The sequence below is a fragment of the Janthinobacterium sp. YR213 genome, from assembly GCF_900099875.1.
Taxonomy (GTDB): Bacteria; Pseudomonadota; Gammaproteobacteria; order Burkholderiales; family Burkholderiaceae_D; genus Janthinobacterium; species Janthinobacterium lividum.
In genome coordinates this window covers 124,569-140,122 of record NZ_FNDA01000006.1, presented here as the reverse complement: position 1 = coordinate 140,122, position 15,554 = coordinate 124,569, and the positions used below count along the sequence as shown (strand labels likewise).

At 59.3% G+C, this 15,554-nt stretch carries 16 protein-coding genes; 13 read left to right on the top strand and 3 right to left on the bottom strand.

The features are described 5' to 3' along the window. The first annotated feature begins 61 nt into the window (after window positions 1–61). Genes BLT98_RS24330 through BLT98_RS24265 form a run of 13 tightly spaced genes read left to right on the top strand, consistent with a single transcriptional unit; the run spans window position 62 to window position 11,618 of the window. Window positions 62–724, top strand: a complete 663-nt coding sequence (locus BLT98_RS24330; RefSeq protein ID WP_092612644.1) for a phage baseplate assembly protein V — start codon at window positions 62–64, stop codon at window positions 722–724. Then, complete coding sequence (locus tag BLT98_RS24325) at window positions 721–1,065, top strand: GPW/gp25 family protein (RefSeq protein ID WP_092612300.1); 345 nt, start codon at window positions 721–723, stop codon at window positions 1,063–1,065. The genes BLT98_RS24330 and BLT98_RS24325 overlap by 4 nt, the downstream gene beginning before the upstream one ends. Continuing rightward, complete coding sequence (locus tag BLT98_RS24320) at window positions 1,062–1,973, top strand: baseplate assembly protein (protein ID WP_092612296.1); 912 nt, start codon at window positions 1,062–1,064, stop codon at window positions 1,971–1,973. Before BLT98_RS24325 ends, BLT98_RS24320 begins: the two co-directional genes overlap by 4 nt. Beyond that, window positions 1,966–2,586 carry a phage tail protein I gene (locus BLT98_RS24315; protein ID WP_170846483.1) on the top strand — a complete coding sequence of 207 codons (621 nt, stop codon included), beginning with the start codon at window positions 1,966–1,968 and terminating at the stop codon, window positions 2,584–2,586. The genes BLT98_RS24320 and BLT98_RS24315 overlap by 8 nt, the downstream gene beginning before the upstream one ends. Continuing rightward, on the top strand, window positions 2,583–4,103 hold the full coding sequence (locus tag BLT98_RS24310; RefSeq protein WP_139179364.1) for a phage tail protein: 1,521 nt from the start codon (window positions 2,583–2,585) through the stop codon (window positions 4,101–4,103). Before BLT98_RS24315 ends, BLT98_RS24310 begins: the two co-directional genes overlap by 4 nt. A gap of 1 nt (window position 4,104) precedes the next feature. After that, window positions 4,105–4,614 carry a hypothetical protein gene (locus tag BLT98_RS24300; protein ID WP_092612290.1) on the top strand — a complete coding sequence of 170 codons (510 nt, stop codon included), beginning with the start codon at window positions 4,105–4,107 and terminating at the stop codon, window positions 4,612–4,614. 31 nt (window positions 4,615–4,645) lie between these two features. Next, window positions 4,646–5,821, top strand: coding sequence for a phage tail sheath protein (locus BLT98_RS24295; RefSeq protein WP_092612287.1), 1,176 nt, complete (start codon window positions 4,646–4,648; stop codon window positions 5,819–5,821). Between the two features lie 56 nt (window positions 5,822–5,877). After that, window positions 5,878–6,387 carry a phage major tail tube protein gene (locus BLT98_RS24290; protein ID WP_092612284.1) on the top strand — a complete coding sequence of 170 codons (510 nt, stop codon included), beginning with the start codon at window positions 5,878–5,880 and terminating at the stop codon, window positions 6,385–6,387. Window positions 6,388–6,424: 37 nt separating this feature from the next. Next, window positions 6,425–6,733: a phage tail assembly protein gene (locus tag BLT98_RS24285; RefSeq protein WP_092612281.1), complete on the top strand. Its 309-nt coding sequence runs from the start codon at window positions 6,425–6,427 to the stop codon at window positions 6,731–6,733. A gap of 8 nt (window positions 6,734–6,741) precedes the next feature. Beyond that, window positions 6,742–6,855: a GpE family phage tail protein gene (locus tag BLT98_RS24280; protein ID WP_071650284.1), complete on the top strand. Its 114-nt coding sequence runs from the start codon at window positions 6,742–6,744 to the stop codon at window positions 6,853–6,855. Further along, complete coding sequence (locus BLT98_RS24275; protein ID WP_139179363.1) at window positions 6,856–9,726, top strand: phage tail protein; 2,871 nt, start codon at window positions 6,856–6,858, stop codon at window positions 9,724–9,726. It abuts the gene before it with no gap. 15 nt (window positions 9,727–9,741) lie between these two features. After that, window positions 9,742–10,350 carry a phage tail protein gene (locus BLT98_RS24270; RefSeq protein WP_092612275.1) on the top strand — a complete coding sequence of 203 codons (609 nt, stop codon included), beginning with the start codon at window positions 9,742–9,744 and terminating at the stop codon, window positions 10,348–10,350. Further along, on the top strand, window positions 10,347–11,618 hold the full coding sequence (locus BLT98_RS24265) for a phage late control D family protein (protein ID WP_092612272.1): 1,272 nt from the start codon (window positions 10,347–10,349) through the stop codon (window positions 11,616–11,618). The genes BLT98_RS24270 and BLT98_RS24265 overlap by 4 nt, the downstream gene beginning before the upstream one ends. A 160-nt stretch (window positions 11,619–11,778) precedes the next feature. Here BLT98_RS24265 and BLT98_RS24260 read toward each other — a convergent pair whose 3' ends face one another. The 3 genes from BLT98_RS24260 to BLT98_RS28945 form a co-directional block, all read right to left on the bottom strand. Next, the gene (locus tag BLT98_RS24260; protein WP_092612270.1) at window positions 11,779–13,221 is read right to left on the bottom strand and encodes an SMODS domain-containing nucleotidyltransferase; all 1,443 of its coding nucleotides are present in this window, start codon (window positions 13,219–13,221) and stop codon (window positions 11,779–11,781) included. Further along, window positions 13,218–14,150, bottom strand: coding sequence for an S-4TM family putative pore-forming effector (locus BLT98_RS24255; protein WP_139179362.1), 933 nt, complete (start codon window positions 14,148–14,150; stop codon window positions 13,218–13,220). Before BLT98_RS24255 ends, BLT98_RS24260 begins: the two co-directional genes overlap by 4 nt. A 547-nt stretch (window positions 14,151–14,697) precedes the next feature. Then, entirely contained in the window at window positions 14,698–15,552 is an 855-nt protein-coding gene (locus BLT98_RS28945) for a BRCT domain-containing protein (RefSeq protein WP_139179361.1), read from the bottom strand. Window positions 15,553–15,554 lie beyond the last annotated feature (2 nt).

Genomic DNA, 15,554 nt, shown 5'->3' with positions numbered 1-15,554 from the left:
AAACAGCTTATCAACCCGCCCCCGCGTGCATTCGCACGCGGACTTCGGCAACATGCACTGCATGAACGCCGACCTGTCCGACCTCCTCCGCTTGCTGCAAAACCTGATTCGCCTGGGCACCATTGCCCAGGTCAAAGGGGCCAAGGCGCGCGTCCAGCTCGGACCTAAACTCACCACAGAATGGCTGAAATGGGCCACGCCACGCGCCGGCAGCACCCTTACTTGGTCGGCGCCCACCGTCGGCGAACAAGTCATCGTCTTTTCCCCGGGCGGCGACCTGACGCGCGGCATCATCCTGCCGGCGCTGTACTCGCAGGCATTTGACGCGCCCGAATCGAGCGACAGCATCCACACCACGCACTACCCCGACGGCGCCGTGGTGCAATACGACCATGCTGCCCACGCCCTGACGGCCACGCTGCCAGGCGGCACGGCCACCATCACGGCCGACAAGGTGACATCGAACGCGCCCAGCACCATCTGCACGGGCGACCTGACCGTGATGGGCAATCTGCTTGTCGAGCAATCGGCGACCGTGAACGGCGCCACCGCGCTGAACGGCGGCGTGAATGCCAAGGCCGGCGCCGCTGGCGGCGTGGCCATGGCCGTGCAAGGGACTGTCAAAGCTAGCGAGGACGTGCTGGCTGGCGCCATCAGCCTGGCCAAACATGCGCACGGCGGCGTCAAGGCCGGCGGCGACCAGTCGGGCGGGCCACAAGCATGATGGGCATGCACGCCGCCACCGGGCGCAGCCTGACGGGACTGGGCCATCTGCGCCAGTCCGTGGCCGACATCATCACCACGCCCATCGGCTCGCGCATCCGGCGCCGCCGCTATGGTTCCGAAGTGCCGGAGCTGATCGACCAGCCCCTGAACAGCGCCACGCAGTTGCGCATCTATGCCGCCACCGCCTTTGCCCTGCGCCGCTGGGAGCCGCGCCTGCAGCTCTCCAGCGTGCAGCTCACGCGCGACACGGACGGCGCCATCGCGCTGCTGCTCGATGGCACGGCGAATGGCCAGGGCATCACGCTGGCCGTACCCGTCAAGCAAGGCGGCAGCGTATGAGCACGCCCATCGACTTGACCCAATTACCGGCGCCCAGCGTGGTCGAGGTGCTGGACTTCGAAACCATCCTCACCAGCCGTAAAGCGCACCTGGTCAGCCTGCTGCCGGAAGCCGAGCGCGCGGCCGTCACGGCCCTGCTGGAACTGGAATCGGAACCGGCCACCAAGCTGCTGGAAGAGAACAGCTATCAGGAAACCATCCTGCGTAACCGAGTCAACGAGGCGGGCAAGGCCGTCATGCTGGCGTTTGCGCTCGACGGCGACCTGGACCAGCTGGGCGCCAACGTCAACGTGGCGCGCCTGGTCATCAACCCGGCCAATCCCAGCGCCCTGCCGCCCGTGGCCGCCGTCATGGAAGATAACGACGCCTATCGCCTGCGCATCCAGGAAGCGCCGGACGGCCTGTCCGTGGCCGGCCCGAAAGCGTCGTATGAATTTCACGCCCGCAGTGCGAATGGCCAGGTCAAGGACGCGAGCGCCACCAGCCCCGCGCCGGCGCACGTCATCGTCACGGTGCTGGCCAACAACGACACGGGCATCGCCGACGCCGCGCTGCTGGCCACCGTGGCGCGCGCGCTCAACGCCGAGGACGTGCGCCCCCTGGGCGACCGCCTGACGGTGCAAGCCGCACAGGTCATCGACTACCAGATCGAGGCCACCTTGTTTATCGGCGTCGGCCCGGAAGTCCCGATTCTTCTGGACGCCGCGCGCGCCAACGCCGTGCGCGTTTCGCAGCCGCGCCGCCCGCTGGGCCACAGCATTTATCGTTCCGCCTGCAGTGCCGCCGTGCACGTCGAGGGCGTGCGCAAGGTCGTGCTCACCAGCCCGGTGGCCGACATCGAACTGAACGCCACCCAGGCCGCGCGCTGCACCGCCATCAAGTTGAATGTGGTGGTGCTCGATGAATAAGACCGTGCCGACACTGCCGCCCAACTCCACGGCGCTCGAGCGCGCCATTGCTGTGGCCTGCGCCGAGCTGGTCAACGTGCCCGTGCCGCTGCGCGACCTGTGGAATGCCGACCGCTGCCCCGTCAATCTGCTGCCGTTTCTGGCCTGGGCCTGTTCCGTCGACCGCTGGGACGACGCCTGGCCCGAGTCGATCAAACGCGGCACCATCAAAGCGTCTTACTTCATCCACAAGCACAAGGGCACGATTGCCGCCGTGCGCCGCGTGGTGGAGTCCCTGGGCTATCTGATCCGCATTACCGAATGGTGGCAGACCACGCCACCGGGCGTACCGGGCACCTTCCGCCTCGATGTCGGCGTGCTGGACTCGGGCATCACGGACGCCATGTTTCAGGAAATGGAACGCCTGATTGCTGACGCCAAGCCCGTCAGCCGCCACATGACGGGCCTGGCCATTTATCTGGAAAGTCGCGGCAACGTCTACGCGGGCGCTTGCGCCTACCACGGCGACAGCATGACCGTGTATCCCTGGATCGCGGAAACCATCGAAGTGCGCGGCACGCTGTTGCAGGCCGGCGCATCCCATACCATCGACACCCTGACCATCTATCCATGAGCACATACTTTGCCATCCTGACCGAAGTGGGCGAGGCCAAGCTGGCCAATGCCATTGCCCTGGGTCAAACCCTGAAACTGAAAACCATGGCCGTGGGCGACGGCAACGGCAATCTGCCCATGCCATCGCGCACGCAAAAGGCGCTGGTGCATGAAGTGCGCCGTGCCGGCCTGAATCAGCTGACGGTCGACCCGGCCAACACCAGCCAGATCATCGTCGAACAGGTGCTGCCCGAGAATGTGGGCGGCTGGTGGATACGCGAAATCGGCATCTACGACGAGGCCGGGGACCTGTGCGCCGTGGCCAACTGCCCGCCCAGCTACAAACCAGTGATGGCCGAGGGCAGCGCACGCACGCAAGTGGTGCGCATCGTATTGATCGTCGCAAGCACGGCAGCTGTCGAGCTGAAAATCGCCCCGTCCGTCATACTGGCTACGCGCAAGTATGTCGATGACCAGGACATTACCGTACGTGCCTACAGCGATACGCAACTGGCCAAGCATCAGGCTTCCGCCGACCCGCACCCACTCCTGGCAAAAGTCACCTACGTCGATCAACAAGACACCAGCGCACGCACCTACGGCGACCAGCAACTGGCCAAGCACCAGACTGCCGCCGACCCGCACCCGCTCCTGGCCAAGGTCACTTACGTCGATCAGCAGGACGCCAGCGCACGCACCTATGGCGATCAGCAACTGGCCAAGCATCAGGCTGCCGCTGACCCGCATCCGCTCTTGGCGAAGGTCGCTTATGTCGATCAGCAGGACGCCAGTGCACGCACCTACGGCGACCAGCAACTGGCAAAGCACCAAGATGCTGCCGATCCGCACTCCCAATACAGCAAGAAAGAAGTGGTCACGCCACCGAAGTTTGACACCTCGACCAAGCTGGCCAACACCAATTTTGTCCAGCGCGCGCGCGGTGGCATGGTCGGATACGTTCGTGTGGATGCCGACCGCGCGCTCACCGCGGATGACACCGGTTCTGTTCTCCTGCTTGGTTTTGCCGCAACAACGCTCACCATTCCAACGCCGCAGGCCTTGGAGATTCCTTACACCGCCGGGGCGTGCGTTCACCTGCACTGCACCGGCCCCTATAACGTGCAATTGGTCGCCGGTGTCGGCGCGTCGCTCACGGCCCCGGACGCCACGGCAAGCATCACGCTCAAAAAAGGGCAGTCGCTCACCTTGATGGCGACCACCAACCAGACTTGGCGAGTCATCGCTTCAACCGCCGAGCTGTGGCGCAATGCGGACTTTGCATCCAGGCTGCTGCCTGACGGTGATCTGAAACTGCCGGGGGACTTCATCATGCAATGGGGTTCTGTGACGGCAGGGCCGGCGGGGACGCGCGTGGCCTTTCAATATGCCTTTCCGAAGCAGTGCCTGCGCGTCTTCCTCACCGTATCGAACGGCAACTACCCTGGCTATGTCAGCTCGGACTCTCCCACCATTACCGGATTTAACGCCTATGCAGCTACAGATGCCTCCGCCAACTTCATCGCCATCGGAAAATAACATGACGATGCTCTATTCCAACAAGGCCCGTGGCTTCTTTCCGGCCGACATGCAAGCCGCGTATGAAGCGGCAGGCACCTGGCCGGCTGATGGCGTGGAAGTCACGCCCGAAGATGAAGTCATGCTGCGCGAGGCAATCAGCGCTGGCGCGACCATCCGTAAAAAATCCGGCGGCAAGTGGGACATCACCGCGCCCCCGCCTTTGCCCTTTGCCGTGCTGGCCGCTCCATACCTGGCCAGCGTGCGCCAGACGCGCGACGCCATCCTCAACCGCCTGGCCGGCATCGGCTTTGCCGCCATGGCCGACGACGACGCGGATACCGTGCAAGCCATCGCGGCAGCGCGCACTTGGTTGCTCGACATCACCATCTGCCCGACGGTTGCCGCCGCGCAGGACATCGAGGCGCTGCAAGTGGCCGTCAGCGCCGAATACGCGCGCATCGCCGCCACCCTGTCCGGCGAGGCACGGCGCGCCTTCGACGATACCGCCGGCATGGCATCCACTCTGTAACTCCCCATTCACCACTCACCAGGAGAGCCCTATGGCCACCGACTACCACCATGGCGTGCGCGTCATTGAAATCAATGAGGGTTCGCGCCCCATCCGCACCGTGTCCACCGCCGTGCTGGGCCTGATCGCCACGGCCGACGATGCCGACGTGGCCGCCTTCCCGCTGAATAAACCTGTGCTCGTCACCAACGTGCTGGCCGCCATGGGCAAGGCCGGCAAGAGCGGCACCCTGTACCGCGCGCTGAAAGCGATTGCCGCGCAGACCAAACCCCTGACGGTCGTGGTGCGCGTGGCCGAGGGCGAGACGGAAGAGGAAACCACCAGCAACGCCGTGGGCGGTGTGTCGCCGGATGGCCAGTACCTGGGCGCCCAGGCACTGCTGGCCGCACAAAGCAAGCTGGGCGTGAAACCGCGCATCCTGGGCGCGCCGGGCCTGGACACCCAGGCAGTCACCAATGCCCTGGCCAGCGTGGCGCAGCGCCTGCGCGCCTTTGCCTATGCGTCGGCCTACGGCTGCGCCACCGCCACGGAAGCCATCACCTACCGCGGCCAGTTCGGCCAGCGCGAACTGATGCTCATCTGGCCGGATTTTATCAACTGGGATACCGCCATCGACGCCGAAGCCAGCATTTCGGCCGTCGCCTACGCCATGGGCCTGCGCGCAAAGATCGACGAGGAAACTGGCTGGCACAAGACGCTGTCCAACGTGGTCGTGAACGGCCCGACCGGCATCAGCAAGGATGTGTTTTTCGACTTGCAAGACCCGGCCACGGATGCCGGCATGCTCAACGCCAAGGAAGTGACTACCCTGATCAACATGAGCGGCTACCGCTTCTGGGGTTCGCGCACCTGCGAGGCGCAAGGCGGCTTCTTCTATTTCGAAAGCTACACGCGCACGGCCCAGGTGCTGGCCGACACCATCGCCGAGGCGCACTTCGCTTACGTCGACGTGCCCCTGCATCCGTCCCTGGTGCGCGACCTGCTGGAAAGCATCAATGCCAAATTCCGCGACTTGAAACTGCAGGGCTACATCATCGATGGCCACGCCTGGTATGACGAGCAGTACAACGACAAGACGGCGCTGAAAGACGGCAAGCTGGCCATCGACTACGACTACACGCCCGTGCCGCCGCTGGAAAACCTGAAATTCCAGCAACGCATCACCGACCGCTACCTGGCCGACTTCGCCTCGCGCATCGCCGCGTAATCGCTATCACCACCCTGCCCGCGCCTGCGCGGGCACATTGAAATACTGGAAAAATTATGGGCCTGCCCCGCAAACTGAAAAACTTCAACCTGTTCCAGAACGGCGTGTCCTTCATGGGCATGGTGCCCGAAGTCACCTTGCCGAAACTCAGTCGCAAGATGGAAGAGTACCGCGCCGGCGGCATGAGCGGCCCCGTGTCCGTGGACTTCGGCAACGAGGCGCTGTCGCTGGAATGGAGCGCTGGCGGGCTGATCGCCGAAGCGCTGAAACAGTACGGCGCGCACACGCACGGCGCCGTGCAACTGCGCTTTGCCGGCGCCTACCAGGAAGACGATGATGGCACGGTCGCCGCCGTGGAGGTGGTCGTGCGCGGCCGTTACAAGGAAATCGATATGGGCGCGGCCAAGATGGGCGACGACACCACCCACAAATACACCATGGCGTGCAGCTATTACAAGCTGATGATCGACGGCGCCACCGTCATCGAACTGGACTTCATGAGCGGTACCGAGAACTTCGGCGGCGGCGACACCAACGCCGCCATCCGCAAGGCCATCGGCCTGTAACCCCCTTTTCTAAACACTCCACAACAAGGAACACACCATGAACAACGATACCCAAAACCAAGCAGTCATCGAGCTGGACGAACCAATCAAGCGCGGCGACAGCTTCATCACCTCGCTGACCGTGCGCAAGCCCAAGGCGGGCGCCCTGCGCGGCGTGTCCCTGATCGATCTGGCCAACCTGAGCGTCACCGCACTGCAAGTGGTGCTGCCGCGTATCACCGAGCCAACCCTGACCGCGCATGACGTCGCCAACATGGACCCGGCAGACCTGCTGAGCGTAGGCGCGGAGGTGGGCGCTTTTTTGGTGAGCAAAGCCGATCGCCTTTCGGTATCCCCGGCGAAGTAGAAGACGCCATGGCCGACATTGCCGGCGTCTTCCACTGGACGCCGGCAGCGATGGACGGCTTTACGATTGATGAACTGATGGCCTGGCGCGAGCGCGCCAGGCAGCGAAGCGGAGCGGAATAGATGGCTGGTCGGGATCTGAAATTACAGGTGGTATTTGCGGCGCTGGACAAGATTACCGGCCCGCTGAAAAAAATCATGGGCGGCTCGAGCGAGACGGCCAAGGCCTTGAAGGCCACCAGCGACCGCTTGCGCGATCTGAATGCCCAGCAGAAAAACATCAGCAAGTTCCGCGAACTGCACGGCGGCCTGGACGCCACCCGCACCAAGCTGGAGGCGGCCCAGCAGAAGGTCGCCAGCCTGGCCACCAAGATGAAACAGACGGAGGCGCCCACGCGCGCCATGACGCGCGAATTTAACGCCGCGACCAAAGCGGCCGGCGCCTTGAAGATCGCCGGCCAACAGCAGGCCCAACAACTGCAGGTCATGCGCGAGCGCCTGGCGGGCGCCGGCATCGGCACCAAAGACCTGGCCAACCACGAGCGGACCTTGCGCCGCGAAATCGAGGCCACCAACAAAACCATGACGCTGCAGCAGCAGAAGCTGGCCAACGCGGCCGCCAAGCAGCAGCGCGTCACCAATGCCACCCAGCATGCGGACAAGCTGCGCAACAAGGCGGGCAACATTGCCATGGCCGGCGCGGGCGCGACAGCAGCCGGCGCGGTCATGGCAATGCCTATCGCCAAGGGGCTGCACGAGGCGAAGCACTACCAGCTGGAAAAGGCCCGCGTGAATGCCCTGGGCCTGGGGCCGGAAACCAGCCAGCAGGCGATCACCTTCGCCAAGAACATGAAGACCTACGGCACCAGCCAGAACGAAAACCTGGAACTGGTGCGCGACGCAATGTCGATCTTTGGCGACCTGCACCACGCGGAAATGGTCGCGCCCACCCTGGCCAAGATGAAGTTTGCCAACAAGGCATTCTTCGGCAAGGAATCTGGCGAAGAGAACGAGCGCATCTTCATGGACTTGCTCAAAGTCATCGAACAGCGCGGCGGCACGGCCAGTTCGGAGAAATTCCACGACCAGGCGAACATGATGCAAAAGGTCATCACGGCCACGGGCGGACGCGTGGGCCCGACGGAATGGCTGAACTTCATCAAGACGGGCGGCATCGCCGCCAAGATCATGGACGACAAGCAGTTCTATTACCAGATGGAACCGCTGGTGCAGGAAGTCGGCGGCCACCGTGCCGGCACGGCCCTGATGTCCGGCTATACGAACTTGTACCAGGGGCGCACCACGAAACGCGCCGTCAGCAACATGGAAAAACTGGGGCTGATTAAAGATCGAGGTCAGGTCAAGCACGACAAAGTGGCGCAAAGTGCCACCCTTGGCCCTGGCGCCCTGCTGGGCAGTGACATTTTCCGACGCAGCCAGTTTGAGTGGCTGGAGCAGGTGCTGTTGCCACAACTGGAAAAGAAAGGCATTACCGATCCCAAGCAAATTGAGGACACCATCGGCAGTTTGTTTTCAAACCGCACGGCCGGCAATCAGTTTTTGGACATGTTCCGGCAGCGCATCCAGATGCACAAGAATGCCAAGCTGAACGCAGGCGCGTACGACATCGAGCAGATTTATGACCTGGGCAAGCAGCAGGCCGGCGGCGCCGAACTGGAAGCGACGGCCAGGCTGGCCAACCTGAAACTGACCATGGGCGAGAAAATCCTGCCGCTGTATGCGCAGGGACTGGAAATGGCCATCAATGCCATTACACGCCTGAATGCCTTCATGGAGCGCAACCCGACCGTGGCCAAGGTCATGATCGCCGGCTTTGCCGTGCTGGCGGGATTGCTGCTGGTGCTCGGCCCGCTGATGCTGGGCATTGCCGCCCTGATCGGCCCGTACGCCATGCTGCACGTCATGTTCGCCAAGATGGGAGTGACGGGCGGCGTGCTCACGCCCATTTTGCGCAACCTGGGCGGCGCCTTCATGTGGGCGGGCCGTGCCGTGCTGTGGCTGGGCCGCGCACTCATGCTCAACCCGATTGGCATTGCCATCACGGTCATCGCCGGCGCCGCCTTCCTGATCTATAAATACTGGGAGCCGATCAAGGGTTTCTTTGGTGGCCTGTGGTCGGACGTCAAGACGGCGTTTGCCGGCGGCATTGGCGGCGTCAGCGCCCTGATCGTCAACTGGTCGCCGCTGGGCCTCTTCTATCGCGCCTTCGCGGGCGTGTTGGGCTGGTTCGGTATCGCACTGCCGGCCCAGTTCACCGACTTCGGCGCCAGCATCCTGCAGCGCATCACCGCATCTTGGGCGCCTATTTCCGCCTTCTTTGCCGACATCTGGTCGCGCCTGCGCACGGTCTGTGCCGGCGGCATGGGCAGTATCACGGCCCTGATTATCAACTGGTCGCCCGTGGGCGTGTTTTACCAAGCGTTCGCGGGTGTCATGAGCTGGTTCGGCATCGAACTGCCGGCCCAGTTCACCGAATTCGGCGCCAACATCCTGCGCGGGCTGGTCAACGGCATCACCGGTTCCATGGGCGCCGTCAAGGACGCCATCAGCAATGCCGGTTCCAGCACCATTGCCTGGTTCAAGGAAAAGCTGGGCATCCACAGCCCGAGCCGCGTCTTCGCCCAGCTCGGCGACTACACCATGCAGGGGCTGGCCGTGGGCCTGGACCGCAGCGAGGGCGCGCCGATTGCCAAGGTTTCCGGCCTGGCGCAGCGCCTGACGCAATTGGGCGCCGGCATCGCCATCGGCACGGCCACGGCATTACCCGCCAGCGCCTTCGATACGCGCGCCCCGCTTTCACAAGGCGGGTTCGGTGCCGGCGTGACGATTCAAGGCGACAAGATCGAAATCACGATCCAGGCGCAAGCAGGTTCCGATCCGCAGGCCATCGCCCGCGCCGTGTATGCGGCCATGGAACAGCGCGACCGCGAAAAGGCGGCGCGCATCCGTTCGTCCCTGCGCGACCACGATTAAGAAGGAACAACCACCATGATGATGATTTTAGGAATGTTCGTGTTCAGTCTGCCTACCCTGGCCTATCACGAGCTGCAGCGGCAAACGGAATGGAAGCACGCCAGCACGGCCCGCGTGGGCCTGCGCGACGCGCACCAGTACGTGGGGCCAGGCGACGACACCATCACTCTGTCGGGCTGGGTGGCGCCGGAGCTGACCGGCTCCCTGTATTCGCTCGATGCGCTGCGCATGATGGCCGACACCGGTAAATCGTGGATTCTGATCCAGGGCACGGGCCGCATTCTCGGCTCGTACCGCATCACCAGCATGACCGAGGGGCGCACCATCCTCGACGGCAGCGGCGGCGCGCGCCGCGTCGAGTTCTCGATTGCGCTCAAGCGCGACGACGACGGCGTGATGGCCATGGTCGGCCTGGGCGATATCGGCGACCTGAAAAACATGCTCAGTATCGACGGCATGACCAGCAGCATCGCGGGCGCGGCCAAGAATGCCGTGGGCAGCGTGGTAGGCAATGTGGTCGGCGGCATCACGTCGAAATACGGCGGCGTGGTCAGCGAGATGAAAGACAAGATCGGCGGCAGCATCAGCGGCGCCATCGGCAGCGCGGCGGACAAGTTCAAATGAGCGAGCATATCCCCGCCTTCAAGGTCAGCATCGAGGACAAGGATTTGACGGCCATCGTCTCGCCGCGGCTGATCAATCTCACCTTGACCCTGTGCCGTGGCGACGAGAGCGACCAGCTCGATATCTCTCTCGATGACAGCGACGGCAAGCTGGCCCTGCCGCCGCGCGGTGCGCAGATCGCCCTGGCGCTGGGCTGGCAAGCCACCGGCCTGGTGGACATGGGCAAGTTCACCGTGGACGAGGTGGAGCACAGCGGCGCGCCCGACACCATCACCTTGCGCGCCAGGTCGGCCAACCTGATCGACACCTTCAAGCAGCAGCAAGAACACAGCTTCCACAAGACCACCCTGGGCGCCATCATCGAAGCGATTGCCTTTCGCAACGAGCTGGCGTCGGGCGTGTCCGCGCGTCTGCGCGATACCGCCGTCGAGCACATCGACCAGACCCACGAAAGCGATGCGGCCTTCCTGCGCCGGCTGGGCAGGAAATACGATGCGGTGGCCACCGTCAAGAACGACACCCTGCTCTTCATCCCCATCAACCAGAGCCGCACCGCCAGCGGTAAGGCGCTGCCCGTCATTCCCATCACGCGCGCCCTGGGCGACGGCCACCGCTACCACAGCGCCGAAAGCGACGCCTACACGGGCGTGCGCGCCTTCTGGCACGACGAGCGCTACGCGCGGCGCCGCAGCGTTGTAGCCGGCGTGCCCGGCAACAGCAAGCGCCTGCGCACCACTTTCGCCAACGAAACGGACGCGCGCGCGGCGGCCGTGGCCGAATGGCAGCGCATCCTGCGCGGCCTGGCCACCTTTGAAATGAGCCTGGCCATGGGCAATCCTGCCGTGTTCCCCCAATCGCCTGTGACGGTGACAGGCTTCAAGCCCGAGATCGACGCCACCGACTGGCTATCGGTCAAGGTCACGCACAGCTTGGGCGGCAACGGTTTTACAACGCGCGTGGAGTTTGAAACGAAAACCGAAGCGGTGGAGGCCGAGCGCGAGGAAGAGAAAGACCCGGACGAAGGCATCACGGGCGTGGTGGCCAAGTGGAAGGATGTGGCGGCGAAGAAGAAAAAGGCGGGGCAGGAGCAGGCCGGCGCCACGGGCACGCTCAAGATGCTGGAGCATACTTACAAGAGCAAGCAGTCCGCCAAGCGTGCGGCGCTGCATGCGTGGAGGCATATCGAGGAAGTGCGGGATATTATTCGTGAAAACAGCGAAGAACCCTGGAAACCTTCGCAAGCGGTAGCTGGCGCAGATGCGGCATGAACCTGTGCCAGCTACTTTCTCCAAGCGGCTGCTTCCACCTCAAACCAAATGGAAGCGTTGCAGCGATGCCAAGTGTCAACCTATAAGCCAGAAACTATTGTGACTGCTGCAGACCTCAGCATCGCCAACAAGTCTGGTATTGCTTCAACTCTCTCACATATTATTCAATGACAACGTAAAAAGGGATCGACTTACCTGCAAGCTTAGAGTCCCGCCTACGCACAAGAAACGCTTCAACGAAATGTACACCTCTATACTCAGTTTTCTCTCGGCGTGACGTACCAATTTCGGGAAGGTAGAACTCTCCCCGCAATGCATTTGCATCCGCTGCGACTTTATCTGTATTCGTCACTCGCCATCGAACCTTATACATGTCAGTGGAAAATTGAATGCCTAAGTGGTTGACAGCATCAAAATTTATCCAGCTACCAGGCTTGAGAACTTCGCCGGATTCCAATGTCCGAAGCTTGGGACCATGTTCCTCTGAGCACAACGCACCTATAACTCGAACCGTCACCATCTCTTGCGCGTGGCGCCACTTTGACCTATTCACATGCGGTAACTTGATCAAGCTTTGCGGAATTGCCCGAACACCTTGCTCCTTCACCATAGTTACGAGGTCTTTTACACGGCCATAGTGTTCAAGAGCTGTTCCGCTGGCGGCAACGCTTTCGCTAACCTTCTCGGCTGCTTGCCTTACCGCCGAAGCAGCAAAATTTTCACCAAAAACTCGCCGCCATTTGGCAATACTCTCTTCGAGATCTTCTTCCTCATACGCATCATCAATCCAACCCCGATATAGATTTACCTTTTCGCGAAAGTTCGCGTATTTTGTCGAGTTCCAATTTTCAGCCTGATCCTCGCTCAACAATACAGGATTCGAAATCTGTGGAACCTGGGGGTGAGCTTGCAGCCAGTCATCGAGCCGGCCAAAAAGGACTTTCAGAGTAGTAGTAAGGTCGGGAAACGTGTTGACATAACGATCCGAATCATAGATTCGATCACCCAACAATGTAGTCAAGATGAAGGAAGGGACGGCGAAGTTTTTCTTGATATCGCGCAAATACTTGATTAGGCGCGTAACTTTTTTAAGGTCATTCCCCCCAGCGATGCCGTTGCGGTTGTTGACCCATTCCGTGTACCCAATAGGTTCCGAATGTTCAAAATCATCAGTTATTCGATTACACACCTCATAGCGACCGGCGTACTGACGACCAACAACACATGGTGCGATGTCAATCTTGCGATCACCAACATATTCGATAGTGGCGCAATGCGAAAAACGACGGATCTTGTCCTTGTACAACGGATGGTTAGCAAGTGCAGTAGCAAGTGTATTAACGTAGTCCTTCGCGGCCCAGTCTTGCACCGGCTCAACGAAAACAAGAATATCGGCATCGAAAGGTTTACCTTTCTGAGGCTTGATAATGGTTTGATGGGCCCAAGAGCCTTGGATAGCAAAACCAGTGACTTTGGGACCCCATTCAAGTTCACGTACAGCAATTTTAACGGCGTCGACACTATTCTCAAGAAGAGTCAGCCGTGTTCTGTTAAGGTTGACAAAGTCATCAAGAAATGTTTTGAAGTGGTTGTGCAGCTTCACTGGGCGCCTCCGGCGTTAAGAGCTTCCTGCGCTTGGGCCACATAATATTTAGCCCCAGTATATGCAACCATTTCATTCTTGTTTCGAAGCATTTTATATACCCAATCATAAATGAGCGGATTGCTAGTTCTATTTCGATAAATAGCATCCTGCAAATCCCGCGATTGGTTCGTTAGCTCCTTTGAAGTGGGGTTTTCTAGTGCATTTGCCCACAGCTTCTCAACCTCTCCTTTAAGATTTGTAAGCCCTTCGATAGCATCAATGTGTTTTCGGTAATCTTTAAGAACGAACGAAGCGAGTGGTAAAAATGGTAAAAAAAGCGTTAGGAGAAGGTCGCTAAACTTGCTGCCTTCGTAAAGCCCAATCAATGAAAGAATAACAAACAATACGATTACGAATGCCAATAGTCCGCGGGCGTAAAGCCTACGTACCCGCATGTCATAAGTGATGTTGGTTCGCTGGCAGATGAGCCGTCCTAATTCAATTGGCAGGGTCCCTGCCGTTGGTTCGTACCAGTCGGTAAATTTCTTTTTATCTTCTTCGGAAAATTCGTCCATCGATATAATTTTAATATCTTCAGTGTCGATCTTGGTTCCGACCACGAATTTACTCCAAGGAATACACAACACCTTCGTGTCAAATAGCTCTTGAATCTTCGCTGCTTTTTTTGTCAGGTCGCGCTGCAATCCACTTAATATCCCAACTTCGGCGAGAAGTAATAATATTGAAACGTAAGCAACAGTGGCTTTTACTGTTATTAGTCTATCCTCAGAAAAGAATGATGCAGCACATAGTCCAAATATCGGAAGTGCTAATGCAATCACAAGATATGCAGTCTGCACAGATTTTGCCTGCGCGTAGTACCGCCTCTGAGCTTTGAGCCAACCTAAACATTCTGGCTTATTCTGTTCGATGTCAATTGATGCCAAGAAGAAACTCCTCTAAATTTTATAGTCAATTAATTAAAAACAATGTCTTGTCCCGCTACGAATAAAATAAAATCCATCTTTTACACCAGATGCAAAATTTCGGGTTTGAGATGACGTGAAAAATGAAGGCGGCCGAGAAGCCAGGTTAAAAGGAGGAGGGAAAGTACAGAGTGAAAGGGCAGAAAATTGGGAAAAGCACGCTAACTGTTTATATGTTTGTTCTGCCCATTTAAAGTACACCTCATGGGGTGTCTAGTATTCTGTATAAAATGCAAAAAATTAAGGGCGACATACAAATTTCTTGATGCTAGCACGCAAGCGCCTATAACCTCAACATGACACTTACATATTTCAGCCAGTTGTTGGCCACAATGCATCTGAAAATCTAAAACCCACCAACTGTTTGATTAACGCCAAGCTTAACCACTTACAACACCTATGAATAGTGGCTTGTGACCCCAATTACCCCATGAGTATAACGATTTACACAGAGAGAAAAATCACGCATTGTAACACTAAGGTAAATGGCTACTCTTTGGCACAGCTGTCAGTCTTCCTCAATACGTTTTCTAAAATTGGATTCCGATAGAGAATCAATCCCCATCGAGTTAGCTTTGCTCAATTGCACACGCCCAACCAGTGGACCAGCGATCAAAACATCCAACGAAGTACTAAACCCGCTGCGTACCTGCCAACCCGCCGCCCTCGCCATTGACTCCAATTCACAGCGTTTGGCATCACGAAAACCCACAAAATATGCCGCTGTCTGCCATTGCTTTCGATTGGATTTATCTATTAGATAGCCGTTGATGCCAACCGCACGATCAGAAGCACCAGCAGTAACGACTCCGTTATTGGGAAGGAGGCGCATTGCACTCGCCCACCTCCCGATACGTTGAATTTCTCCTGTCCTTAGCGAAGTCACCTCGCCACGAATGCGCCGCAAAGAAAAAGTTCGTTTTCCCTGCCTTGCATGGCAATAACCTTCCAAATAATCCTCATCGACTGCCCATACCGAGACGTGTCGAGGTGCATAGCCAGGTCCCTCGCGATTTGGATACGAAAACTGAATTTCGTCAACATCCGCTGCTTCCCCTCGAAACTCCCTCTTCGTTTTTTTCTTGGTACGAGACGGAACTTGCGCAGCCTGTATCTCAACTTCGACCGGCTTGACTTGGGGAGTGCCCTCGCTAGCCAAAGGCGCTATTTTCGGCGTGGCAATCTGCGCTTTTATCCATGACACTTTTCTTCTCTTATCGTCAGATATGCATTGTCGGATGTGATACCAAAGGGACCCACATGACTCGCCCGACTCCAGCGCTCGCCTCCGATGGTTCATGCCGCTGAAAATTATGCAGAGCAGACAAGCAGCAATTACAATAAGCATAAGAAGATCAATCATTT

Excerpts from the sequence above, each read along its gene's own strand:
- BLT98_RS24330 (WP_092612644.1), top strand. The coding sequence starts at position 62 with ATGAACGCCGACCTGTCCGACCTCCTCCGCTTGCTGCAAAACCTGATT.
- BLT98_RS24325 (WP_092612300.1), top strand. The coding sequence starts at position 721 with ATGATGGGCATGCACGCCGCCACCGGGCGCAGCCTGACGGGACTGGGC.
- BLT98_RS24320 (WP_092612296.1), top strand. The coding sequence starts at position 1,062 with ATGAGCACGCCCATCGACTTGACCCAATTACCGGCGCCCAGCGTGGTC.
- BLT98_RS24315 (WP_170846483.1), top strand. The coding sequence starts at position 1,966 with ATGAATAAGACCGTGCCGACACTGCCGCCCAACTCCACGGCGCTCGAG.
- BLT98_RS24310 (WP_139179364.1), top strand. The coding sequence starts at position 2,583 with ATGAGCACATACTTTGCCATCCTGACCGAAGTGGGCGAGGCCAAGCTG.
- BLT98_RS24300 (WP_092612290.1), top strand. The coding sequence starts at position 4,105 with ATGACGATGCTCTATTCCAACAAGGCCCGTGGCTTCTTTCCGGCCGAC.
- BLT98_RS24295 (WP_092612287.1), top strand. The coding sequence starts at position 4,646 with ATGGCCACCGACTACCACCATGGCGTGCGCGTCATTGAAATCAATGAG.
- BLT98_RS24290 (WP_092612284.1), top strand. The coding sequence starts at position 5,878 with ATGGGCCTGCCCCGCAAACTGAAAAACTTCAACCTGTTCCAGAACGGC.
- BLT98_RS24285 (WP_092612281.1), top strand. The coding sequence starts at position 6,425 with ATGAACAACGATACCCAAAACCAAGCAGTCATCGAGCTGGACGAACCA.
- BLT98_RS24280 (WP_071650284.1), top strand. The coding sequence starts at position 6,742 with ATGGCCGACATTGCCGGCGTCTTCCACTGGACGCCGGCAGCGATGGAC.
- BLT98_RS24275 (WP_139179363.1), top strand. The coding sequence starts at position 6,856 with ATGGCTGGTCGGGATCTGAAATTACAGGTGGTATTTGCGGCGCTGGAC.
- BLT98_RS24270 (WP_092612275.1), top strand. The coding sequence starts at position 9,742 with ATGATGATGATTTTAGGAATGTTCGTGTTCAGTCTGCCTACCCTGGCC.
- BLT98_RS24265 (WP_092612272.1), top strand. The coding sequence starts at position 10,347 with ATGAGCGAGCATATCCCCGCCTTCAAGGTCAGCATCGAGGACAAGGAT.
- BLT98_RS28945 (WP_139179361.1), bottom strand. The coding sequence starts at position 15,552 with ATGATTGATCTTCTTATGCTTATTGTAATTGCTGCTTGTCTGCTCTGC.